The organism is Cellulomonas xiejunii, from assembly GCF_024508315.1.
Lineage (GTDB): Bacteria > Actinomycetota > Actinomycetes > Actinomycetales > Cellulomonadaceae > Cellulomonas > Cellulomonas xiejunii.
The window spans coordinates 4,167,479-4,190,910 of record NZ_CP101987.1; the positions used below are offsets into that span (position 1 = coordinate 4,167,479).

18 protein-coding genes are annotated in these 23,432 nt (G+C 72.4%); 7 read left to right on the forward strand and 11 right to left on the reverse strand.

Annotation, left to right across the window (positions count from 1 at the left end):
- Window position 1 precedes the first annotated feature (1 nt).
- The 3 genes from NP048_RS19200 to NP048_RS19210 form a co-directional block, all read right to left on the reverse strand.
- A complete protein-coding gene (locus tag NP048_RS19200) occupies window positions 2–1,189 on the reverse strand; it encodes a hypothetical protein (protein ID WP_227576919.1) in 1,188 nt (395 codons plus the stop codon).
- Window positions 1,182–1,739, reverse strand: a complete 558-nt coding sequence (locus NP048_RS19205) for a sigma-70 family RNA polymerase sigma factor (RefSeq protein WP_227576920.1) — start codon at window positions 1,737–1,739, stop codon at window positions 1,182–1,184. The genes NP048_RS19200 and NP048_RS19205 overlap by 8 nt, the downstream gene beginning before the upstream one ends.
- Before the next feature lie 96 nt (window positions 1,740–1,835).
- The gene (locus NP048_RS19210) at window positions 1,836–3,377 is read right to left on the reverse strand and encodes a CCA tRNA nucleotidyltransferase (protein WP_227576921.1); all 1,542 of its coding nucleotides are present in this window, start codon (window positions 3,375–3,377) and stop codon (window positions 1,836–1,838) included.
- Between the two features lie 142 nt (window positions 3,378–3,519).
- On the opposite strand from NP048_RS19210, the gene NP048_RS19215 reads away from it, so the two are divergent.
- The 6 genes from NP048_RS19215 to trxA all read left to right on the forward strand — a co-directional run bounded on the left by NP048_RS19215 (window position 3,520) and on the right by trxA (window position 11,384).
- Window positions 3,520–4,068, forward strand: coding sequence for an NUDIX hydrolase (locus tag NP048_RS19215; protein WP_227576922.1), 549 nt, complete (start codon window positions 3,520–3,522; stop codon window positions 4,066–4,068).
- A complete protein-coding gene (locus tag NP048_RS19220) occupies window positions 4,068–6,263 on the forward strand; it encodes a DUF6049 family protein (RefSeq protein WP_227576923.1) in 2,196 nt (731 codons plus the stop codon). The genes NP048_RS19215 and NP048_RS19220 overlap by 1 nt, the downstream gene beginning before the upstream one ends.
- Window positions 6,260–8,014, forward strand: coding sequence for a murein biosynthesis integral membrane protein MurJ (gene murJ, locus NP048_RS19225; RefSeq protein WP_227576924.1), 1,755 nt, complete (start codon window positions 6,260–6,262; stop codon window positions 8,012–8,014). The genes NP048_RS19220 and murJ overlap by 4 nt, the downstream gene beginning before the upstream one ends.
- Window positions 8,015–8,090: 76 nt before the next feature.
- Complete coding sequence (locus NP048_RS19230) at window positions 8,091–9,890, forward strand: protein kinase family protein (protein ID WP_227576925.1); 1,800 nt, start codon at window positions 8,091–8,093, stop codon at window positions 9,888–9,890.
- Window positions 9,891–10,026: 136 nt separating this feature from the next.
- Window positions 10,027–11,052, forward strand: a complete 1,026-nt coding sequence (gene trxB, locus NP048_RS19235) for a thioredoxin-disulfide reductase (protein ID WP_227576926.1) — start codon at window positions 10,027–10,029, stop codon at window positions 11,050–11,052.
- Window positions 11,049–11,384 (forward strand): thioredoxin, encoded by a 336-nt coding sequence (trxA, locus tag NP048_RS19240; RefSeq protein WP_227576927.1) that lies wholly within the window; start codon window positions 11,049–11,051, stop codon window positions 11,382–11,384. Before trxB ends, trxA begins: the two co-directional genes overlap by 4 nt.
- Before the next feature lie 467 nt (window positions 11,385–11,851).
- On the opposite strand, the gene NP048_RS19245 is transcribed toward trxA, so the two are convergent.
- From NP048_RS19245 to rsmG, 3 genes are all read right to left on the reverse strand, one after another.
- Entirely contained in the window at window positions 11,852–13,045 is a 1,194-nt protein-coding gene (locus NP048_RS19245) for a ParB/RepB/Spo0J family partition protein (protein ID WP_227576928.1), read from the reverse strand.
- A complete protein-coding gene (locus NP048_RS19250) occupies window positions 13,042–13,875 on the reverse strand; it encodes a ParA family protein (protein ID WP_284439712.1) in 834 nt (277 codons plus the stop codon). The genes NP048_RS19245 and NP048_RS19250 overlap by 4 nt, the downstream gene beginning before the upstream one ends.
- Window positions 13,876–15,334: 1,459 nt before the next feature.
- Window positions 15,335–15,982 (reverse strand): 16S rRNA (guanine(527)-N(7))-methyltransferase RsmG, encoded by a 648-nt coding sequence (rsmG, locus tag NP048_RS19255; RefSeq protein ID WP_227576930.1) that lies wholly within the window; start codon window positions 15,980–15,982, stop codon window positions 15,335–15,337.
- A 3,072-nt stretch (window positions 15,983–19,054) separates the two neighbouring features.
- Between rsmG and NP048_RS19260 the strand changes: the two genes are divergently transcribed.
- Window positions 19,055–19,546 (forward strand): 2'-5' RNA ligase family protein, encoded by a 492-nt coding sequence (locus NP048_RS19260; RefSeq protein ID WP_227576931.1) that lies wholly within the window; start codon window positions 19,055–19,057, stop codon window positions 19,544–19,546.
- 1,059 nt (window positions 19,547–20,605) lie between these two features.
- Here the strand turns inward: NP048_RS19260 and NP048_RS19265 are convergent.
- The 5 genes from NP048_RS19265 to rpmH all read right to left on the reverse strand — a co-directional run bounded on the left by NP048_RS19265 (window position 20,606) and on the right by rpmH (window position 23,157).
- Window positions 20,606–21,121, reverse strand: a complete 516-nt coding sequence (locus NP048_RS19265; RefSeq protein WP_227576932.1) for a Jag family protein — start codon at window positions 21,119–21,121, stop codon at window positions 20,606–20,608.
- Window positions 21,122–21,184: 63 nt separating this feature from the next.
- Window positions 21,185–22,321 carry a membrane protein insertase YidC gene (gene yidC / locus NP048_RS19270; RefSeq protein ID WP_227576933.1) on the reverse strand — a complete coding sequence of 379 codons (1,137 nt, stop codon included), beginning with the start codon at window positions 22,319–22,321 and terminating at the stop codon, window positions 21,185–21,187.
- 22 nt (window positions 22,322–22,343) lie between these two features.
- Window positions 22,344–22,640: a membrane protein insertion efficiency factor YidD gene (gene yidD / locus NP048_RS19275; protein ID WP_227576934.1), complete on the reverse strand. Its 297-nt coding sequence runs from the start codon at window positions 22,638–22,640 to the stop codon at window positions 22,344–22,346.
- Window positions 22,641–22,648: 8 nt separating this feature from the next.
- Window positions 22,649–23,008 (reverse strand): ribonuclease P protein component, encoded by a 360-nt coding sequence (rnpA, locus tag NP048_RS19280; RefSeq protein WP_227576935.1) that lies wholly within the window; start codon window positions 23,006–23,008, stop codon window positions 22,649–22,651.
- Window positions 23,009–23,019: 11 nt separating this feature from the next.
- Window positions 23,020–23,157 carry a 50S ribosomal protein L34 gene (rpmH, locus tag NP048_RS19285; protein ID WP_191783193.1) on the reverse strand — a complete coding sequence of 46 codons (138 nt, stop codon included), beginning with the start codon at window positions 23,155–23,157 and terminating at the stop codon, window positions 23,020–23,022.
- Window positions 23,158–23,432: the final 275 nt, after the last annotated feature.

The following is a 23,432-nucleotide window of genomic DNA, read 5'->3' on the forward strand; positions in this document are numbered from 1 at the left end:
CTCAGCCGACCCAGTGGATCATCCCGAAGGGACCGTCGGGCCACGGGCCGGGCGGCAGGACCTCGGTGACGTCCCCGGTCGCCGTGTCGAGCGACCACACCCCCAGGCCCGTGGACCCCCAGCAGGTCGGCGCCCCGGCCGCCAGGAGCCGGTCGGCGGTGCCCGCCAGCTGCCTGGTCAGCTTCCCCACGGGCACCTCGCCGAGCGGGACGCGCTCCAGGCCGTCGAGCCGCTCGACGCGCGTCCGGCACACGTCACCGTCACGGACGGTGGTCGGCAGGACCACGGTGCCGTCCGCGAGCTGCTGGGGCGAGGGGAGCACGTTCGCGTCGTCCTGCGGGAGAGCCGCCCGTTCGAGCTCCGCGCCGGTGGCCGCGTCGACGAGCACCAGCTCGCTGCCCCGGGCGACCTCGTCCCAGTCGCACGACAGCACGAGACGCGTGTCGTCGAGCCACACGGCCGAGGAGCAGTGGGACGCAGGCAGCGGGAGACGGACGTCGGCGCCGCCCACCGGCCCCACGACCAGGCTCATCCCCTCCTCCCAGTCGTGCAGCACGTGCGCCTCACGGGTGCCGTCCGGCGACCTCGCCGCCTCGCCGGCCCACTCGTCCGACGCCCCGACGACGCGGCCGGTGAGCACGTCGACGACGGAGGAGCCGGTGCCCCCGTCGGTGGCCATGACCGCCGTCGCCGTCGGGCGGTCCCACGACAGCAGGACGTCGTACCCGACCGGTGCGGGCGCCACCTGCAGGACCGTGCCGTCGGGGTCCACGAGCAGGAACCACAGGTCGCCGACGGCGGGTGCCCTGCGGGGCTCCCTCTCGGTCTCGCGGTACGAGGCCTGCTGCCACAGCACGAGCGCGCTGCCCGGCGGCGCACCGCGCACCTCGTCCTCCGTCGCGCGGCGCAGCGGGCCGACGCCCGGCACCTCGACCATCGACGCCGTCGGGTCGGGGTCCGCCGGCTGCACGTCGCCCCGCGGCTGCCACGTCAGCACTGCGGCGGCGAGCAGCGCGAGGCACGCCGCCGCCCCTGTCACCGCGAGCGCGGTCCGTCGCCGGCGCGCGGCCGCGAGCGCGGCGCGCGTGCGGACGAGCACGTCGTCGGTCGGCGTGCCCGCCAGGGAGCGCGCGCGCTGGTCCTCGGCGGCGTGCAGCACATCGGCCAGGTCGGGCAGTCGCTCAGCCACGGCGGGCCTCCGGGGTGGGCACGAGGTGCACGGGCACCTCCGGATCGACGGGCGGACGGGCTCCCAGCAGCACGCCCAGGGCGCGCACCGCGTCGGACGTGTACCGCTTCACGGCACCGTCGGACAGGTGCAGGAGCCGGGCGGTCTCGTGCACCGACAGGTCCTCGACGTGCCGCAGCACGACGCACGCGCGCTGCTGCGGTGTGAGCGCGCCGAGTGCTGCCTCGACGTCGTCGGCCAGGCGGGTGGGGGTGTCGGCGGGGTCCGGGGCGACGTCCGCGGGCAGTGCCGCGAGCCGTTCGACGCCGGCGCGCTCCCGGCCGCGGCGGCGCAGACCGTCGACGTACCGCGTGGCCAGCGCGCGGCGCACGTACTGCTCGGCTGCCTGCACGGCCGTGAAGCGCGCGCGCCCCGCGAAGGTCGCGACGAGCGCGTCCTGCACGAGGTCCTGCGCCGCGACCGGGTCCTGCGTGAGCATCCGGGCGCGCGCCAGCAGCGCCGGGTACCGGTCACGCACGAGCTCGTCGAGCACGTCGTCGTGCCGTCCCACGGCTCACTCCCTCCCGCTGGTCGTCGTCACACCCTCAACAACGACGAGGGGCCCCGAGAGGTTGGTCGTGAGCCGTCAGCACCGCGGACGCCCTGGTCAGGCCTCGCGCGCCGCCCACCACTCGAGCAGCAGCGCACGCGCCCGCTCCTCGCCCAGCGGCCCGTGCTCCATCCGCTGCTCCAGCAGGTACCGGTACGCCTCCCCCACCTCGCGCCCGGGGCGGATGCCGAGGATCTCCATGATCTGCGTGCCGTCGAGGTCCGGCCGGATGGACGCGAGCTCCTCCGCCTCGCGCAGCGTCGCGATGCGCTTCTCGAGGTCGTCGTACGCGGCCTGCAGACGCGCGGCCTTGCGCTGGTTGCGCGTCGTGGAGTCCGAGCGGGTCAGGCGGTGCAGGCGCTCGAGCAGCGGCCCGGCGTCGGTGACGTAGCGGCGGACCGCGGAGTCCGTCCACTCCCCCTCGCCGTACCCGTGGAACCGCAGGTGCAGCTCGGTGAGACGCGCGACGTCGTGCACCGTCTGCTTGTCGAACCGCAAGGCCCGCAGACGCTTCGCCGCGAGCTTGGCGCCCACGAGCTCGTGGTGGTGGAAGCTCACGCCGCCGCCCTCCTCGAACCGGCGCGTGCGGGGCTTGCCGATGTCGTGCAGGAGCGCCGCGAGCCGCAGCACCAGGTCCGGTCCGGGCACCTCCCCGTCGGGGCCCGTCTCCAGCGCGATCGCCTTCTCCAGCACCATGAGCGTGTGCTGGTAGACGTCCTTGTGGCGGTGGTGCTCGTCGATCTCGAGGCGCAGCGCGGGGAGCTCGGGCAGCACGTGGTCGGCCAGACCCGTCTCGACGAGCACCTCGAGGCCGGCGCGCGGGTGCGGTGCGAGCAGCAGCTTCGTCAGCTCGTCGCGGACGCGCTCCGCCGACACGATCTCGATGCGCGACGCCATGTCGATGATCGCGGCGCGGGCGTCGTCGTCGAGGCGGAAGCCCAGCTGGGCGACGAACCGCGCGGCGCGCATCATCCGCAGCGGGTCGTCGTCGAACGACCGCCGCGGGTCGATGGGGGTGCGCAGCACACCCGCGGCCAGGTCGGCCAGGCCGTCGAACGGGTCGACGAACACGAGGTCGGGCACGCGCACCGCCATCGCGTTGACGGTGAAGTCGCGGCGCGACAGGTCCCCCTCGAGGGTGTCCCCGAACTCCACGAGCGGCTTGCGGGACGTCGGGTCGTACGCGTCCGTGCGGTACGTCGTCACCTCGACGACGACGTCCTGCGAGCCGGGTCCCCGGCGTCCGGCGAAGCGCCGGGCGCCGACCGTGCCGAACTCCCGCCCGATGTCCCAGTGGGCGTCGCCCCACGCCGCGATCAGCGGTTCCGCCTGGTCGGGCGTCGCCGGCGTCGTCAGGTCCAGGTCGTTGCTCGCACGGCCCAGGAAGGCGTCACGCACCGGACCGCCGACCAGCGCGAGGTCGTACCCCGCCGCCCGGAAGCGCCCACCGAGGTCGATCGCGTCCGGTGCCATGACGGCGAGGGACTCCAGCGCGCGGCGGCGCAGCTGCTGCACGGCCGGCGGGTCCGGTCGGGCGGCGGGCGGGACGGCGGAGACGTCGGTGGGGGCGTCGGTCGGTTCGGCGGGGAGGTCGGGCACCCGCCAAGCCTGCCAGAGGTCCCGCCGGCGTCGGCATGACGTGGTCCCGTCGGGCGGTACGGACCGCCAACCCGTGACCGGGACGTGACCGCCCGCGGACGTCCGACCGGAACGGTCCGGGAGGAGTCGTTACAGTGTCGGCATGTCCCCCGCCGCCTCTCCGTCCGGTCACGGGCGAGTGCCGGCACCGCCGGGTGGGCACCCGCTGCGGATCGACCCGGCGCGCATGCCTCCCCGCACGCACGCCGTGGCGCTGCCCGTGGTCGACGAGACGTCGGCCGGCGGGCTGGTGGTCGCCCGGCAGGACGGTCACTACGCGGCCGCCGTCATCGCGCGCCGCAACCGCGCGGGACGCCTCGAGTGGTGCCTGCCCAAGGGCCACCTCGAGGGGGACGAGACGCCCGAGGAGGCCGCTGTCCGGGAGATCGCGGAGGAGACCGGCATCACCGGCCGGATCCTGCGCCGCCTCGGGGTGATCGACTACTGGTTCTCCGGCGACGAGCACCGCGTGCACAAGGTCGTGCACCACTTCCTCCTCGGCGCCCTGCACGGCGACCTCACGGTCGAGAACGACCCCGACGGGGAGGCCGAGGACGTCGAGTGGGTTCGGGTCGCCGACCTGTCCGACCGTCTGGCCTACCCGAACGAGCGTCGGCTCGCCGGGATGGCGCTCACGGTCCTCGACGACTGATGGGTGCGCGCGTCCGCGTGCCGGGCCTGCCACGACGCCCCGCGACCCCGCGGCGACGGCCCGCGAGCGTGCCCGCGGCCCGGGTCCTGCTGGTCCTCCTGGCCGCCGTGCTCGGGCTCGCCGGGATGGCCGCGCCCGCGGCGACGGCCGCCCCGGGTCGCGTTGCGACGGCGACACCCTCACCCACGGCCGATGACGCGCTGCCGGTACGTGTGCAGATCACCGAGGTCAGCCCGACCGTCCTGCGACCCGGCCAGAATCTCGTCGTCCGCGCGCGGCTCACCAACACGTCGGCCGAGGAGATCAGCAACCCCCGCGCGCTCGTCCACCTCGAGCGCATCCGGCCAGGGACGCGGGACGACCTGCAGCGCTGGCTCGACGAGCCCCTCACGGGCCGACGGGTGGGCAGCCGTGTCGCGCAGGTGACCGCCGAGGGCCCGCTCGCGCCGGGCGCGACCGTCGACCTGGAGGTCACCGTCCCCGCCGACGTCGTCGGCCTGCTCGACCGCCCCGACACGTGGGGCGCCCGCGGGTTGAGCGTCCAGGCCGTCTCTGCAGGTCAACGCGTCGGGCTGCAGCGGTCCTTCGTCCTGTGGGCGACCCAGAACGACGACGTCCCGCAGACCCGGGTGTCGTTGCTGGCGCCCTTCGTCGGGCCGGCGCCGGTGCCCCAGGGCGTCGACATCACGGCACCCGGACCGACGCTCGGCGAGCTCGTCGGTCCCGGTGGCCGTCTCGACTCGATGCTCGACGTCGCGCGCACCAGCCCCGACGTCGCGATCGTCGTGGACCCCGCCCTGCTGGCCGCGGCCCGGACCGGGACGGACGCCGAGATCGCATGGTCCGGGTCGCTCACCGCCACGGCTGTCGGCCGCGACGTCGTCGCGCTGCCGTGGTCGGACCCCGACCTGACGGCGCTCGCCCACGGTGGCGCGGTGGACATGCTCGACGCCGCCGTGGACGCCTCCGCCACGGCAGTCTCGGAGGCGATCGACGGCGGCCGGCCGCTGTCCGCCCGGACCGACGTCCTGTGGGCCCCGGGCCCGGCGACGGACCAGGCGACCGTCGACCTCGCCGCACAGGCCGGGGCGGCGGTGCTCGTCCTCGCCCCCGAGGACCTGCCGATGGACCCCGACCTGGCGGGTGGGCGCACCGAGCTCACGTCCACCACCGGCACGCTCGTGGGGCTCGTACCCGACAGCACGCTCACGACGCTCCTCACGCACCCCGAGCAGCTCGTCCCCGATCCCACCCACGCCACCGTCGTCCAGCGTGTCCTCGCCGAGCTGTCCGTGCTGGCACGCGGGTCCGCCGAGGGCCTGCAGCACGTCCTGATCGCGCTGCCGCGTGACGCCGACCCGGACCCCGACCTGGTGGAGGCGGTCCTCGGCGCCGTCCAGGGCGCACCCTGGTCGCGCACCGCCCCGCTGACGGCCCTCCTCGGTGCCCAGGGCGCCGGTGCGCTGCACGAGACGCTGCCCGCGCTGGTCGACGACCCGCAGGCGCTGGCTCCCGAGCAGGTGCGGCGTCTCGCTGACGCCCGCAACGCAACCGTCGCGTTCGCCGCCGCCACCGGCGAGGGTGCCGCGACGCTGCTCACGGGCGTCGACACGGCCGTCCTCGCGCCGGTCGCGACGGCATGGCGCGCCGACCCCGCGGGACGTCAGGCGCTCGTCGACGCCGTCGTCAAAGCGGTCGACGCCAAACGCGTCGGGCTCACGCTCGCCCCGACCAGCAACCAGAACCGCATCAGCGCGTACAGCGAGGTCCGCTTCTCCGTCCGCAACGACCTGCCTGCGGCCGCGTCCGTGCGCGTGGAGACCAGGCCCCGCAAGGGGTGCCTGCGCACCGAGCCGAGCGAGACGGTCCTCGTCCCCGCCGGCGGCGTCGAGGTCGTGCCCGTGCAGGTCCACGCGATCGCGAACTGCGACGTCGTCGTGGAGGCCGTGCTGACGAGTGCCGACGGCGCGCCGCTGGGCGACCCCGTGACGTTCGAGTTCCGGGCGTCCCCGACCATCGAGTCCGTGGGGACCGCCGTCGTCGGCGCGCTGCTCGCCGTCGGACTCGTGCTGGGCGTCGCACGCACGGTGCGTCGCGGTCAGAGCGCACGCCGCGGCGCACGCCGCGTGGACGGCGACGCCGGCACCCGTCCCCTGCCCGTGCTCGGCGGCACACCCGAAGGTGACGACACGTGAGCGGAACCACCCCGCCGCCCGGCGACCCGCAGGACGTGCCCGGCGACCCGGCGAACCCGGTCGAGCCCGCCGGGGCCGACGGCCGAGGTGCGGGTACGGACGGGCGCACGCCGGACGCATCCCGCGGCGGTGTGCGCCGCGGTGCCGCCATCATGGCGAGCGGCACGGCCGCCTCACGTCTCCTGGGCCTGCTGCGCAGCATCGTCCTGATCGCGGCGATCGGTGCCACGGGCGAGGCTGCGGACGCGTTCTCCGTGGCCAACAAGATGCCCACCGTGCTGTACATGCTGCTCGCGGGCGGCGTGCTCAACGCGGTGCTCGTGCCGCAGGTCGTGCGGGCCTACCGCGGGAGCTCGGGTCAGGAGTACGTCGACCGGCTGCTGAGCTTCGGGTTCGCGCTGCTCGCCGTCGCCACGGTGGCGCTGACGCTCGCCGCCCCCGCACTGGTCCGCCTGTACGGCGAGTCCCCCAGCGAGGCCCAGCTGGCGCTCGCGACGACGTTCGCGTACTGGTGCATCCCCCAGCTCTTCTTCTACGGCGTGTACGCGCTGCTCGGGCAGGTGCTCAACGCCCGCGGCTCCTTCGGCCCGTACATGTGGGCGCCCATCGTCAACAACATCGTGTCCATCGCGGGCTTCGGGCTCTTCTGGGCACTGTTCGTCCGACCGTCCGACGAGCTGCCGGCGGCCTCGGGCTGGACCCTGGGTCAGGTCGCGCTGCTGTGCGGCTCCGCGACCCTGGGGATCGTGTGCCAGGCGCTCGTCCTCATCCCGTTCCTGCGGCGCGCGGGCGTCACCTACCGCTGGCGGTGGGGGCTGCGCGGGTCGGGGCTCGGGCGTGCCGGGGACGTCGCGAAGTGGACGTTCGTCGGCCTGGCGATCGGCCAGCTCGGGTACGTCATCGTGTCGCGCGTCTCGATGGCCGCACCGGGCCAGGATCTCTCGCCCAGCAGCGACATCGCCGGGAACGCCGCCTACGACCTGGCGTTCACGGTGTTCATGGTCCCGCACTCCCTCGTCACGGTGTCGCTCGCGACCGCCCTGTTCACGCGACTGTCGGCGCAGGCCCACGACCGCGACGTCGCTGGCGTCCGGACGAGCCTGTCCTCGGGGATGCGCGTCGTCGCGGTGTTCACGCTGCTCGCGGCTGCAGGCCTCGTCGTGCTCGCGCAGCCCGTCGTGCGGCTCTTCGCGCTCTCCCAGCCGGCCGGGGTCGTCGACGCCATCGCTCCGATCGTCGTCGCGATGGCCGTCGGGCTGCCCGCCTTCGGCGCCTGGTCGATGTGTCAACGCGTGTACTACGCGTACGAGGACGCCAAGGGCATGGTGCCCATCCAGGTCGTCATGGCGGCGGTCGTGGCCGGGGGCACGCTGCTGGGCCGGGCGCTGCTGCCGAGCAGCTCGTGGGTCGTCGGCGCAGGTGCGTCCATGAGCGTGTCGTACGTCGTGGGCACGCTCCTGGCGATGCGTGCCCTGCGCGGCCGCCTCGGTGGGAGCGTCGACGCCGCGCACGTCCTGCGCACCCACGCGCGCGCAGGACTGGCTGCCCTCGTCGCGGCCGGGCTCGGTTACGGCACGCTGGTCGCCGTCCGGGCATACGGTCCCGGGGGCGTGACCGGGGCCGTCCTGCAGTGCGCGGTCGTCGGTGCGGTCATGGGCCTGGCGTACCTGGCGGCGCTGCGGCTGCTGCACGTGCGGGAGCTGGACCAGCTGCTGGGACCGGTCCTGCGACGCGTGCGGGGGCGGCGCTGACCCCGGGCCGTCTAGCATGCACACACGGGCCTGCGACCGCAGGTCCGTGTGTCGGGGCGGGTATGGAGGTGGCGCGGTGACGGAAGATGTCGGCCGGGGCACGGTGCTCGCAGGGCGCTACCGGGTCGTCGACCCGCTGCCGTCGGACCTCGACGGCGTGTCCGTGTGGCGCGCCACCGACCAGATCCTCGACCGCCCCGTGCGGGTCCGGGTGCTGCAGTCCGGGGCCGTCGCGCCCGCTCTGGACGCCGCCCGCCGCGCCGCTCTCGTCACGGACTCACGGCTCGTGCGCGTGCTCGACGTGGGCATGCACGAGGGCGTCGGGTACGTCGTCTCCGAGCAGATCACCGGTGCGTCTCTCGCCCAGCTGGTCGAGCGGGGCCCGCTGACGCCGGACCAGGCGCGTGCCGTGGTCGGCGAGGCCGCCGCCGCTCTCGAGGTCGCCCGGCGCCGTGGCGTCCACCACCTGGCGCTACGGCCGTCGGTCGTGCACGTGTCCGCCGACGGTCGGGTGCTCGTGTCAGGGCTCGCGATCGACGCCGCGCTGCTCGGCGCCGGCCAGGGCGACGCCCACGCGACCAGCCGCACCGACGCGGTCGACCTCGTGCGGCTGCTGTACACGGGTCTGACGGGCCGCTGGCCCGCCGGTCGCGACGACCCCCGGATGACGGGAGTGCAGGCCGCGCCGGTGCTCGACGGTTTCCCCGTGCCCCCGGGTGAGCTGGAGCCCGGCATCCCGAACGACCTCGACACGCTGTGCGCCGTGACCTTCGGTCCCCACGACGACGGCCCGCACTCGCCCGGCGACGTCGTGCACGAGCTCGAGCCGTGGGGCGAGATCCGGATCGGTCGCGCTGCGGACGACGCCGGCGGGCGCGGCGGGGCGGCAGGTGCCGTCGCCGCAGGTGCCGCGGTCGCAGCCGCCGCGGCGGACCAGCCGGAGCGGCCCACCGCACCCGTGCGCGTCGCACGGCAGTCGGTGCGCACCGCGTTCGACGAGCTCCCGGCCGGTACGCCGCGCCCCGGAACACCGCCCCCGGCCATCCCTGCGCGCAGCGGCATCCCCGCCGGGCGTGTGGAGCGGACGGGTGTGCTGCCCACCGGCGCGGCCGGCGCAGTGCCGACCCCGGTCGTCCCGGCGACCCTGCCGCCCGTCGCCCCGGCTCCCGAGCCCTGGGACGACGGCGTCGGCAGCTTCGCCGACGACCCGTTCTCGTTCGTCGAGGACGACGAACCGCGCCGGCGGTTCGACCCGACGGCACTGGTGCTCGTGATCGTCGGTGTGGTCGTGCTCATCGGTCTGGTGTTCGCCGCTCGGGCACTGTTCGACGCCCCCGGTGGCGACCGCGCCCCGGTCGCGGACGAGACGACCCAGCAGGAGCCGGCGGCGACCGACGACGCCGCGCCGCCCGTCGCCGCGGAGCCCACCGACGCGCCGCAGGACGCCGCCCCACCGGCGATCGCTTCCATCCGGACCTTCGATCCCACGGACCCCCTCGGGGAACGGGTCGAGAACGTCGAGCTCGCCATCGACGGCGACCCGAGCACCTTCTGGTTCTCCTACACGTACAACCGCCCTGACTTCGCCGGCCTCAAGGAGGGCATGGGCCTCGAGCTCACGCTCGCCCAGGAGGCGACGGTCTCGGGCGTGACCATCAACGTCAACGGCACCGGCGGCAACGTCGAGGTGCGCGCGACCACGGCGGCGACCCCGACGGAGGGACCGCTGCTGGCCTCGAGCACCTTGAGCCAGTCGACGGTGCTGGAGTTCACGGAGCCGGTACAGGCGTCCACGCTCGTCCTGTACTTCACCGAGCTGCCGACCAACGCCGCAGGTCAGTTCCGCATCGAGGTCACGGAGATCACCGTCTCCTGAGCACGGGGGCGAACCGGTGGACGCGGTCCGCGGCGGGGAACAGAAGCACCCTACGATCGGTTGCACGATCCAGAATCCCGGGCCGTCCTGCGGCCCCGTCGCCCCGGCGACGTCGACCGACCCAGCGAGGCACCCTGTGACCGAACCCGCCGTCCAGCCCACCCCCACCGACGTGCGCGACCTGGTCGTCGTCGGCTCCGGACCGGCCGGTTACACGGCCGCCATCTACGCCGCGCGGGCCGGCCTCGCGCCCGTGGTCGTCGCCGGGTCGGTGACGGCGGGTGGTGCGCTGATGAACACGACCGAGGTCGAGAACTTCCCCGGCTTCCCGGACGGGATCCAGGGCCCCGAGCTCATGGACTCGATGCAGAAGCAGGCGGAGAAGTTCGGCGCCGAGGTGCTGTGGGACGACGTGACGTCCCTCGACCTGACCGGCGACATCAAGGTCGTCACGACCGGCGGCGGCGACGTCTTCCGTGCCCGTGCCGTGATCCTGGCGACCGGGTCGGCGTACCGCGAGCTCGGCCTGCCGGACGAGAAGCGCCTGTCCGGCCGCGGCGTCTCGTGGTGCGCGACCTGCGACGGCTTCTTCTTCCGCGACCAGGACATCCTCGTCGTCGGCGGCGGTGATTCCGCGGTCGAGGAGGCGACGTTCCTGTCGCGGTTCGGCAAGACGGTGACGATGGTCCACCGCCGCGACCAGCTCCGAGCCTCGAAGATCATGGCGGACCGCGCGGCAGCGGACCCGAAGATCTCGTTCGCGTGGAACTCCCAGGTCGTGGCCATCCACGGCGAGGAGAAGCTCACCGGTGTGACGCTCCAGGACACAGTGACGGGCGAGACGCGCGAGGTGGCGGCCGGCGGGCTGTTCGTCGCGATCGGACACGTCCCGCGCACGGAGCTCCTGGTCGGGCAGGTCGACCTCGACGAGAACGGCTACGTGCAGGTGGAGGGCCGCTCGACGCGCACCAACCTCACGGGTGTCTTCGCGTGCGGCGACGTCGTCGACCACACGTACCGGCAGGCGATCACCGCCGCGGGCTCCGGGTGCTCGGCCGCGCTCGACGCGCAGCACTACCTGGCCGGGCTCACCGACGTCGTCGACCCCGTCTCGCCGGGATCGGCGCTCGTGACCGAGGAGAGCACGGGGGTCCAGCGATGAGCACGACCGATGTCACCGACCTGACGTTCGAGGCCGAGGTGCTGCGCAGCGACGTGCCGGTGGTCGTGGACTTCTGGGCGAGCTGGTGCGGGCCCTGCCGGCTCGTCGCGCCCGTGATCGAGGAGCTCTCGGACGAGTACGCGGGACGCGTGAAGTTCGTCAAGGTCGACACGGAGGCCAACCCTGGTCTCTTCGAGGACTTCAAGGTCCAGTCGATCCCGTACATCGCGTTCTTCACCAACGGCGAGATGGAGAACAGCCTCGTGGGCGCCCGGCCGAAGGCCGTGCTCAAGGAGGCCGTCGAGGAGCTGCTCGCCGCCGAGCAGGCCTGAGTCGGTCGGGTCCTGGTCGCGGGCGACCCGGACCGGTCAGGACGACCAGGATCGGTCAGGCCGACCCGGGACCTGCCGAGCCTCCGACCCGGGACCGGTCGGGTCGACCCTGTGACCCAGGACCGGTCGAGCCGAGCCTTCGACCCAAGACCCGGTCGGGCCGACCCGAAACAGGGCCGGGCAGCGCTGACGCCCCCGCGAGTACTCCCGCGGGCACAAGGTCGCGGCGGAGAACGAACGGTCCGCCCGCCCGCGGCAGCCGCGGCGGAGCCGGCTCGACGGCCGACCGCGCCCGTCCGGGCCTTTCAGGCCGCCCGGACGGGCGCTTTCCGGCTCCACCGGGCCCGACGACACCGCCGGTCACCGCGGACGACCTGCATTTTCGCGGCCGCATGGGCGCTCAGAGCGTTGTGACGAACTACTGAGCCATACTCAGTTCGGTCGGAACTCCGTCGCGCCCGTGGCCGTCAGTGCTTGAGGACCCCCGGGTCCTCCGGCGCGAGAGATCCGAGGATCCGGTTGAGGTCCTGGACCGAGGCGAACTCGACCGTCAGCTTCCCTCGGGTCTTGCCGAGGTCGACCTTGACGCGCGTCTCGAACCGGTCCGACAGCCGCGACGCGAGCTCGTCGAGGGCCTCGTTCCGGATGCCCGCACGGGTGCGTGGGCGACGCGTCGGCTGGCTCTCGTCCCCACCCAGCGAGACGATCTCCTCGACGGCGCGGACCGACAGCCCTTCGGAGACGATGCGCTGCGCCAGGCGTTCGATCGCGGCGCCGTCACCGAGGCCGAGCAGGGCACGGGCGTGTCCCGCCGAGAGCACGCCGGCCGCAACGCGACGCTGCACCAGCGGCGGAAGCCGCAGCAGCCGCAGGGTGTTCGAGATCTGCGGCCGCGACCGGTGGATACGTGCGGCGAGCTCCTCGTGCGTGCATCCGAAGTCGTCGAGGAGCTGCTGGTAGGCGGCGGCCTCTTCGAGCGGGTTGAGCTGCGACCGGTGGAGGTTCTCAAGCAGCGCGTCCCGCAGCAGGTCCGAGTCCTCGGTGTCGCGGATGATCGCGGGAACGGTCTCGAGGCCGGCCTCCTGCGTGGCCCGCCACCGCCGCTCCCCCATGATCAGCTCGTAGCCGTCGTCGACCGCTCGCACGACGATCGGCTGGAGCACGCCGACCTCGCGGATGGAACCGACGAGCTCGCTGAGTGCGTCCTCGTCGAACACCGTCCGCGGCTGCCGGGGGTTGGGCCGGATGGATCCGACGGGCAGCTCCGCGAACCGCGCCCCGGGGACGGGCAGCAGACCGTCGATCTCCTCGACCTCCGGCGGGTCAGAGGGCGTGGTCGACGTGCTCGGCTCTGCCGTACCCGGCTCCGACGAGTTCGGCTCCGAGGTGCCTGCCACGGACGAGCTCGGCTGGGAGTCCGTCACCGCCGGAGTCGTGGCGCTGCCGGTGTCCGACGGCACGCTGGGCGTCGGGGAGACGGGGGCGTCGGAGGTTGCTACCGACGTCCCTGCTGCATCCGCGGCCGCCTGCTCTGCGGCCGCCCCGACCGTGTCGGGGAAGAACACGTCGACCGGGCGGTCCTTGGTGCTACGCGGGGTGTCGAGGCCGGTCGGGATGAGTGCTCCCAGACCACGGCCGAGACCGCGACGCTTCTCGCTCACTGGTCCTCCTGTGCAGAGCCGCCCGGCGCGCCGGCGGTGGTGGGGGTGGTGGTGCTGGGAACGGCCCGCTCCGCGAGCTCGCGGGCGGCCTCCAGGTAGGCGAGGGCACCCGACGAGCTGCCGTCGTAGGTCATGACCGTCTGGCCGTAGCTCGGCGCCTCCGAGATCCGCACCGAGCGCGGAACCGTCGTGCGCAGCGTTCGCTCGGGGAAGTGTGTGCGCACCTCCTGCGCGACCTGCTGCGCGAGGTTGGTGCGCGCGTCGTACATGGTGAGCAGGATCGTGGAGACGGCGAGCCCGGGGTTGAGGTGGGCCTGGATCAGCTCGATCGTCTTGAGGAGCTGCGACAGCCCTTCGAGCGCGTAGTACTCGCACTGGATCGGGATGAGGACTTCGCGAGCGACCACGAAGGCGTTGACCGTGAGCAGGCCGAGGCTCGGCGGGCAGTCCACGAACACGTAGTCGATCTGCTCGAGGCCCTGTCGTTCGCGCCACTCGAAGTACCCGTCGAGCGCCGTCCGCAGCCGCGTCTCCCGCGCGACCATCGAGACCAGCTCGATCTCGGCGCCCGACAGGTCGATGGTCGCCGGCAGGCACCAGAGTCCAGGGACGTCGGGGCTCTCCTGCACCGCCTCGTGCATGGGCGCGGCGTCCACCAGGACCTCGTAGATGGACGGCGTGCCGGCGCGGTGGTCGATGCCGAGGGCTGTCGACGCGTTGCCCTGCGGGTCGTTGTCGAGGACGAGGACCTGGAGCCCTGCCTGCGCGAGCGCTGCCGCCAGGTTGACCGTCGTGGTGGTCTTGCCGACGCCGCCCTTCTGGTTCGCCACGGTGATCACACGTGTGCGCTCAGGCCGGGGGAACTTGCGTCCGCGGAGCTCGATTCGCCGACGCGCGTCGAGCTGTAGCTCGGCGAGCAGGGGCGTGTCTGCCGACGGACGCGGCAGGCTGTCGACGAGCGCAGCCCTTCGCGCCTCGTCCTGGTCGCCGAGCGGGCGGGGGGCCGTGTCGACACTCCCCTCCTGCTGCTCTGGCAGGTCTTCCACGGTGCCTCTCTCGTCCTCGGGTGGCGTCCCGGTACTCGTGACGCCGATCGTCGATTCTGCAGCCTCTACGGGCGATTCCGCCGCTGGTCCGGGGCCACCCTCGACAACGGACGGCGCGCTCACGGGTGACCCGTCTCGCGGGCTTCCGTCGTCATCGTGAGCATCACCCTGCGGTCCGCCGGAAGGGGTTTCGCCTCCTGCGGAAGCCGCGCCGGTCGATGCCTCCTCCACCGACCACGGGTTCGAGGCGCCGAGGTCGACGACGGACACAGGCTGAGGGCGCCCCGTGCGGCGAGGGCGCGCATCGGAGCCCGCCTCCTGCGGAACGGCCGTCGTGTGCCGCTCTGCGGCGGCGTGATCGTCCATGCCCTTCGGGCCGGACGAGACGGTTCCACGTGAAACGAGGTCGTCGGTGCGCGACCCCCCGACGCTGTCCGGGGTGGTTCCACGTGAAACCGCTGCGTCGGCAGCATCCACTGTGCCAGCGAGACCCTGCTGCCGGGTGGGCGTCGACGGTCCGTGACCCGGGTCGACTCCACGCGCCACCGATCCCGGCTCTTCTGAGGCACTCTTCGTTCCAGCCGCCTCGACGGGCAGGCCGGTTTCACGTGGAACAGGCTCCGAGGCCGTCGGCGCGCTGGCTGCACTGGCGTCGGCCGTCGGCGATGAGGTCTCGGTGTGCTGTGAGACTGCTGTCGGCGTGCCCTCTGGTGTGTCACCGGAGGCCGCCCGGTCGTCGTCGTCGACTCCCCTGCCGGTCGGGTGCGCACCCAGGCTCGCCGGCGTCCATCGCGGGCTTTGCTGGTCGGCGGCTTCTGAGGGCATGCCATCGGCTGGCGCTGTGCCTGTTGGGTCGGCAGCCTTGTTCGACGCAGCCCCGTGCCCGACCGTGACCGGTGCGGAAGCCACGGGGTTCACCGATGTGGAACCTGAAGGCGCAACGGACCCAGAGTCCGCGGGCGGCGCCGGCGTCGCAGGAGCGTCACCTCCGCTGCCGGGTAAGTGGACCGGCACGTCGGCCGTGGTGAGGGCTGCGGAGGACTCAGCGAAGACCGGACGGGCGTCGCCACGCGTCGAGGACGTGAAGGCCGCAGCGGGGTCCGGCATCGCCGGGCGCGCCTCGAGGGCCGGCCCACCTGTCGCCTGACGGCCGGCAAGGACCGGATCGGGCGGCGCTCCGGGTCCAGCCGCGGCCTGTGCTGCTGCCCTCTCTGCGGCTTCTCGCTCTTCGCGGCGCTTCTTCCTACCGAACACGGGCACCTCTTCCTCGGACGGCAGACACGACCCGCGTGGGCTCGGTCCCCGCGATGGTCGTCGCGTCATCCACCCGACCATCGGTCAGGCCGACGGACCGCATCACCTTGGCGGCGGCAGCGAGTTCCTCCTCCGCGCGGGCGCCCTTCATGGCGACCACACGTCCACCCTCCCGGACCAGTGGCGCAGTCCACCGGAAGAGCTTGTCGAGCGACGCCACGGCTCTGGCTGTGACGGCATCGGCCTCCACCGCACCGTCGAGCTCCTGGGCCCGCGCGCGCCGGACCTCGACATTCGTCAGGCCGGTGCGCTCGATGACGTCCAGCAGCCAGGCCACCCGGCGCTCCATCGGCTCGACCAGCATCACGTGTGCCCGCGGACGCATCGCCGCCACGACCACGCCCGGCAGTCCGGCGCCCGACCCGACGTCGACGATCAGCCCCTCATCAGGGAGAAACGGGACGACGGCTGCTGAGTTGAGCAGGTGACGCTCCCACAACCGGCTGATCTCGCGCGGGCCGATCAGGCCCCGCAGCTCGCCCTCGGCAACCAGATAGTCATGAAACGCTGCGATCGCGGGCCACGCCTCACCAAAGAAGGCCGGTAGCCGAGGGTCGCCCTGCCACGGGTCGGCCATCGTCTCGCTCGCTGGCACAGCGCTCGGTACTTCTGGCACTCGGCGGCTCCTGTTCCACGTGAAACACACGCTGGGCGATTGCGAGCCTGGCCTCGCCGTCCCGGTTAGTTGCGGGGATACGCTACCCCGCCGGTCACCTCCCGGGCGTCTCCCCCGCGGGCTGTGGAAGAGGTCGCACGCTGCAACATCCGCGTCGTGCGTTCGCCTCGAACGACATATGCCGTGCACGGCCAAGACCGTGGCGCACGACGACCCGCCAACCACACCACCCCGGCGTGACGGCCTCGCACACCCGCGGACGCCACCGGTTTCGGAGTGCACGACCTGGGTATCGGACCGGGCACCCGACATAGCCCGTCGAGACCAGGGCTTCAGGGCTCACGCGGTCACGCGATCTCCGGCGGGTCATCCTTCTGGCCGTACACACTCGCCGCCCTCGCCGAGGGTGCCAGACTCATGCACCGCGCCACGGGTCCAGTCCCGGAGCTACCCCGCACTGTGCACCGCCGCGTCTGGGCGGACCGCAGCGCTTGCGTCCCGCCGGTCGACGTCCACATGGTGCACGTTGAGTACGGCCGGGCAGGTAGCGAGTCCTGGGGAACGGATGGATCGCTCCCCCGTTTGGCCCGACACGGCCGTGTGCTGCGTCGACGTAGGTGAAGCGAACCGTCGTCGCCCTGCACTCCTCGCCGCATGTGGACCGCTGGGCCACCCGAGTCGTCACGTCAGCCGTGAACGAGAAGTGCGGGCACGTCCCGGAGCGGCCCCGCCCACAGCGCAGAGCCGTCCACGTCGACCAGCGGTCACTCGGGGTGGGCGGTCCGGGCCCGGTGGTAGAGCGGGGCGCGGCGACGCGGCGAGCTCACCGTGCGGACCGCGGCATGCGCTGACGCCATCCGGCGGGCGCGTGGGGCGTGCGTGATCCGTAGCCGACAGTCTCGCCCGGACGCCTCCCGTGGAGCACGAGGCCGAACACGTTGCCGCCGACCCACCGCGCCGGACACGCGCCCCCCGTCGTACGCCGACCCTCCATCACGAGCCGATCCGCCGGGTCACGAGCCGATCCTCCAGCTCACGGCCACGCGATCCGCCGGATCCTCCCGAGCACAGACCCGTCGCCGCCGACGACGATCGTTCACCGCCCGACATGGCTCCCGCCGACGTGTCTGCAGACCGCGGGCGATCCCCCGTGCCCCGGAACGCACGGCGCCAGCACCCACCCGCACCCGGCAAGCCGACTTCTTGCCGCCGACGACCGGCCCGCAGGCCCGTGCGACCCCTAGGCGCGCGTTCTGGCTCGCCTGCAGGTGCACATGGTCACAAGCCGCGGTTGCCGGTCGGGCCATCGTGGCGCGCGCGAGCCGTTCGGTCCGTGATCCGTTGACCCCTGCGGAGTGCTCGCCGTGCGCCTGGGCCAGCGTCAGCCTCCCCTGCACCGGCATGGGCATCTGCGGACATCCTGTCGAGGCATCTGTCGCCGCACTCGCGCAGCGCATGCCGATGCCCCCTGCGAGCCACGCCCGCCCGTTCGATCCGACCGCTGTTCGAGCCCGGATGACGCGACACACGAACGGGCGCGGCTCGGCCGTGATGCAGGCCGGGAGCCGGCCTCTGAGGTTCGCCGCCGCCCATTGATCGCCGCGTCGAGGCACGCTTGGCAACGTGCACGCCGTGCCGCCTGCCTGAGATGCACCGTCGGGCGGTCGCGCGACCGTTTCACGTGAATCCGTCTCAGCGCTTCTCGGGTCGCTTCCCCCCGATCGAGAAGTTGCTCATGCGTCGTTGCACCAGGCCCCGGAACGGACTGGGGTGTGGCAGTCGTCATAACGGCGCGGGCGGCCATCACGAGGACCGATGGGCATCGCAGACGCCTGCCACACGCCGGCGACGACGCGTCACCTGGGGTGTTCCGGCCAAGGTGAGCCAGAGAGCCGGTCGGGCTGCCCCTCCTCTCGGGCGACCTCCATCCGCCGTCGCACGTTGCACCCCCGCAAGTCCGGCCACGGACCCGCATAATGCACCTCCACACATGCGTTCCGGGTGAGGCGTCAGTTCCGGGCCATGCCTCCCGCCTGGATTTCCGCACTGGGCGCGGCGATTATGGCCCACGCGACGGGGCGCCCTTTGTCCGACGGCCACGCCTGTCTCAGAACGGATGACCCGCCTGACCTTGACCTGGGTCGGCCGGACCAGAAGACCCGTCCGGCCACCCATGCGCCAGCGAGGACACCAGCTCGACCTGGCAGGCCCTGGCAGTTGGCCGTGTTCCACGTGAAACGCCACCCGGGCATTGATCCGGTCGCGACCACGACCATGACGCACAACCTCATGAGCGTTGCTGAGGGCATCGAGGCGCCGAGCTCACGACGACCACTCGGCAGAAGGGTGCTGGCCTTCTGGTCCCCGCGCCGCCCCAACCAGGACGCGAAGCACGGCCCACGTGGAGACACGCGAAGGGCACAAGCGCGCCCGGACGTTCCCATCGTGTGGCATCGACGGGTCGGTGACGCGACGACACTGCCCGACACGAAGACACTGCCCGACACGAAGACACTGCCCGGACACGAAGACGTCGACCTGCACCACGATGCGTCTCGAGGACCAGATCGGGCATGACCGTCGAGCCCAGCGGCAATGTCGGCTCGGCGGGTCCTTGTCAGAGCCTTGGCCCGGGGCGTGTGTGGCTGGACGTGAAGCGGAGCGACGGCAGATCGAGTCCCAGCACGGGGATCGCTATTCGACAGTACCGAGGTCACCACCACGTCGAACGCCATGACGCCAGATTGCTGGTCGCACACAACCGAGGAGTTCGATCAGTGGTCGGGTCGCACGCTCGACCAGGCCACACGCCGCTCGGGTCCTCTGCCGGCCACCGCGCGGCGCACTGTCGGCGAACCGCGCGACGCGCACGGGTGGCCACGCGTCCCCGGTGGTAGCGGGGACCGGCCGCTACTGCGATCAGGTACTGACCGCGCTCAGAGGGTCCGGGCACGGTAGGAGCCGACGACCGGGCCTTCGGCCGGCAGGGGCGCGTATCCCACGACAGGCGGCACGAGGGGCAGACTGAACGGTGTGTCACACACGGTGATCCAGGTTCCCGTACCAGCGCTCGAGCCGGTCATCCGTCGCCTCGCGCCCGCGCCCCCGTGCCCGCACATCACGGTGCTCGGCCCGTTCGTCGACCGCGGCGACGTCGGTGATGACCTCGTGAACGCCATCCGTCGGATTCTGGAGCCGGCCCGAGCATTCGACTTCCAGCTGTCCACGGTGGGCCACTTCGCGGGCGGTCACACGTATCTGGCGCCCGACCCTGCCGAACCCTTCATCCAGCTCACGGGCATGTTCGTTGCTGCCTTCCCGCAGTGGCCACCGTACGGCGGGGCGTTCGACGAGGTCGTCCCTCACCTGTCGATCGGTGAGGCGCTTTCAGAACCTGAGGTCGCCATGGTGCGCCAACTGCTTCCGATCAGGACCACAGCGGACGAGGTGACGCTCACCTGGTGGTCGGAGCACGACGCTGAGGTGCTTGTGCGCTTTCCCCTCCGCGCTCAGCGGAGACGGTGACCATGGCGGCGGGGAAGGCGACCCAGCAGCAGCAGACGGCGTGCATGTCGGCGCGACTCGCCGTTACCTCGAGGACGCGGAAACCGCTGGCGAAGGAGTCGGGCGCGCGGTCCTGGCGCGGCGACGCAGCCCGATGTGTACCGCGAGGATCCCCCAGAAGCCCGACGGGGTCGGTTGTTTCACGTGAATCCACGTCCCGCGTCGGCCCCGAGTGATCCCGCAGCTCATCGCCGGCTGTCAGCTGCCGACGCAGCCCGCGGCGGCCTGCCACCGCACGTCAGGTGTCACCGCGGGTCGGTGCCAGCAATCAGCACCCTCGCGACTCCCGGGGCGCGCCGGGCCGACGCCGCCCGATCCACGGACGCTGACCAGATGAGCCATCGATCAATGCGACCACCCGTGACTTCTCCGACCCCAGATCATTCCCGAGCGCAGACGCTGCGGTGCGAGAGCGGCAGCACACACACCTGAGCGGACCGACCACCGATCGATGGCGGTCCGCCGACGGACTCTGGATCTGCTGCGGCACACGCGCAGGTCGCAACCCAGCGGGAAAGCGACCCCGGCGCGGAGAGCGCGCTACGTCGAGCGCGCTACGTCGAGCGCGCCACCTCCCCGCACCACAGGCAACCCCTCGACATGCCCCGAACGTCCATCGCCCCGCGCATCCGCCACAGGAGCAATCGCCGGGAGACCGCGCAGTGCGGCCAGCGGCGCCCTGTTCCACGTGAAACACGGCTGACAACCGGTCCACGGCAGCGCCGTCGCCCGCCCTCGGACACGCGACGCCGATACGCCGTCCAACGCGTCCACGCGCGTCAACTCCGTGCGGCGCTCCAACACCCCGCACCGCACTCTGACGACGCCGAGGCACACCTGGCCATGCCCGGTGTAGACCTTCCGACAGTCCCACGCCGACCTGGCCAGCGTCCATCCACGCCTGTTCCACGTGAAACGGCCCTGCGGTGGCACGGGCGCGTCACCCGAGTACGACCGAGGGCGGGTGGCTCTCGCCACCCGCCCTCGATGCAGCGAATCCCGCCGCGACCTTCCTCGCGGTCACACCGCGCGGATCACCACGCGTCGCTCGGGCTCCACACCCTCGGAGTCGCTGACGAGCCCCGCCTCGGCGACTGCATCATGAACGACCTTGCGCTCGAACGGGTTCATCGGAGCCAGCGTCACGGCCGCCGCCTGCCCGGTCTTGACCCGCTCGATCGCCTCGGACGCGATACCGACGAGCTCCTTGCGGCGCGCCGCACGGAAGCCGGCGACGTCGAGCATGAGACGGCTCCGTTCGCCTGTCTTCGTCTGGACGGCGAGGCGCGTGAGCTCCTGGAGAGCGTCGAGCACCTGGCCGTCCTGGCCGACGAGACGACGCAGGGAGTCGTCCGCCGCGTCCTCCGCCACGATCTCCACCGCAGCACGCCCATGGTCGACGTCGATGTCGATGTCACCATCGAGGTCAGCGATGTCGAGGAACTCCTCGAGATAGTCCGCAGCGATCTCGCCCTCCTCCTCGAGGCGCGTCACGAGGTCACCGTCTACGGCTGTGCCCGGGTCGGAAGTAGCCATGTCTTCTCCGTTCAGCGAAGTCGCTACCGCGCCGCCAAACGTCGGACGGGCGCGGAGGTGGTCTCAAGTTGCAGGGGGGCCGTCGGGCGGGGTCGACGGGGAAGCCTTCCGCTTCTTCTTCTTCGGTGCCGCAACGCCCGGTGCCTCCGCCGCGGGAGCATCGGTGACGGCGTCCTGCACGGGAGGATCGCCGGGGGTCGCGTCCGAGATGTCGTCGGCGGTGCTCGCCGTGCCCGTCGGTCGCGGCTTGTTCCGGTCCTTGCGCTTGGGCTGCTGACGCTGTCCGCGCGGCTTCTCCTCGATGACCACGGTCGGCGCCGCGTCCTCGAGCGTCTTGCCCCGCGCCGCGGCCTTGCGTGCCTGACGCGCCTTGAACGCCTTCTCGGCCTCGGAACCGGGCGCGGGCATCCGGCGGATCGTGTAGAACTGCTGGCCCATCGACCACAGGTTCGTCGTCGTCCAGTACAGCAGGACACCGATCGGGAAGTTGACACCCGAGAACGCGAAGATCAGCGGCAGCATGTAGAGCAGGATCTTCTGCTGCTGCGCCATGGGCCCCTGGAGGGCGGCCGGCGGCATGTTCTTCATCGTGAGCTGGCGCTGCGTGGTGAACGTCGTCACCGACATCGCGATGATGAGGACCACCGTGACGACCTGGATGTGCCAGTTGCCGTCTGCCTGGAGGAACGTGCCGGAGAGCGGCGCACCCCAGATCGTCGCCGTCTCGGCCTGCGCCGCGAGGTCGGCGGTCATCGGGCCGATCGCATCAGCCCTGTCGTACGTCCCGGAGGCGAGCTGCGGGAGCGAGTAGAGCACACGGAACAGTGCGAAGAAGATGGGCGACTGCAGCAGGATCGGAAGGCAGGACGCGAACGGGTTGGTCCCGTGCTTCTTGTAGAGCTCCATCATCTCCCGGCTCATCGCCTCACGGGAGGCCGGGTCGCTCTTGCCCTTGTACTTCTTCTGCAGCGCCTGCATCTCGGGCTGCACCAGCTGCATGCCGCGCGACGCCTTGATCTGCTTGAAGAACAGCGGGATCAGCAGGATGCGCATGACGATCACCAGCCCGATGATCGACAGGGCCCACGCCGCGCCGCTCGCCGGGTCGAGGCCGACCCACGTCAGCAGATCGTGGAACCGGACCATGATCCAGGCGACCGCGACCATCAGGGGGAACAGCAGGCCGTCCATCCAGTCCATGAAGCAGTGCTCCTTGCGAGCGTCAGTGCGCGGCAGTCGCCGCGTCGTGCGAGTGGTGCGTGGAGCGTGCTGGAGGAACGTCGTCGACGCCTCCTGGGTTCCAGGGGTGGCAGCGCGCGAGCCGGCGGACCGCGAGCCAGACGCCACGCAGAGCGCCGTGCCGACGCACCGCGATCACGGCGTACTGGGAGCACGACGGGTAGAACCGGCAGGTCGCGGGTGTGAGCGGCGAGACCACGCGCTGGTACACCCACAGAAGCCCCAGAAGGACGGACGTCGGCACGCGTCGAACCGTCCCCCACAGCGTCGACCAGGTCATCGTCGCACCTAGGTGTCGAGCTGTCGGGTGTGACGACGGCACGCCGTCGCGACAGCTCCGTCGAGATCGCGACCGAGCTCGACGGACGAGGCGCCGGCGGCGGCCGGCTGCGCCCGCACGACGAGCAGCGCACCGTCCGGCAGTCGACCGAGGCGAGCCGCCACCAGTGCACGCAGGCGCCGCTTGACCCGGTTACGGGTCACGGCGTTGCCCACAGCCTTGGACACGACGAGACCGACCGCCGGCGGCCCGGGGTCGGTCGTGGTCGTGAGGTGCGCGACGAGCGTCTCGCGGCCCCCACGCGCGCCCCGGCGCACCGTCTGCTGGAAGTCAGCAGAGCGGCGCATCCGGTGCGTTGCGGGGAGCACCGGGAGGTGTGTCAGGCCGAGAGCTCGGTGCGCCCCTTGCGGCGGCGCGCCGCGAGGATGGCGCGACCGGCACGCGTGCGCATGCGCAGACGGAAGCCGTGGGTCTTGGCCCGGCGCCGGTTGTTCGGCTGGAAGGTGCGCTTGGTCACGACGTTCTCCACACGTTTGTCGTAGCGATCGCACGCAGTCGCGCGACCAGGTCCTGGTGCCGGGTCCGACAGCTCCAGGGAACGCACGCGGTGACGCGTGCGTCGGCGTCAGGGCGCGCCGGACGGAGCCGTTGAAAGGCTGGACCACGCTACGCTCCTGCCCTCGAGCCGGTCAAATGCAGTCCGGGGCTCTGCGGAACACCGCGTCATCCGGCACGGCGCCCTGCCCTTACCGTAGATCATCCTTCGGGCGACGCCTGACACGCCGAGCAACC

Bases quoted from the DNA above. Each gene is read 5' to 3' on its own strand.
- rsmG (WP_227576930.1), bottom strand. From the start codon at position 15,982: ATGGCCGACCCGTGGCAGGGCGACCCTCGGCTACCGGCCTTCTTTGGT.
- yidD (WP_227576934.1), bottom strand. From the start codon at position 22,640: ATGACCTGGTCGACGCTGTGGGGGACGGTTCGACGCGTGCCGACGTCC.
- trxA (WP_227576927.1), top strand. From the start codon at position 11,049: ATGAGCACGACCGATGTCACCGACCTGACGTTCGAGGCCGAGGTGCTG.
- NP048_RS19220 (WP_227576923.1), top strand. From the start codon at position 4,068: ATGGGTGCGCGCGTCCGCGTGCCGGGCCTGCCACGACGCCCCGCGACC.
- NP048_RS19265 (WP_227576932.1), bottom strand. From the start codon at position 21,121: ATGGCTACTTCCGACCCGGGCACAGCCGTAGACGGTGACCTCGTGACG.
- NP048_RS19215 (WP_227576922.1), top strand. From the start codon at position 3,520: ATGTCCCCCGCCGCCTCTCCGTCCGGTCACGGGCGAGTGCCGGCACCG.
- yidC (WP_227576933.1), bottom strand. From the start codon at position 22,321: ATGGACTGGATGGACGGCCTGCTGTTCCCCCTGATGGTCGCGGTCGCC.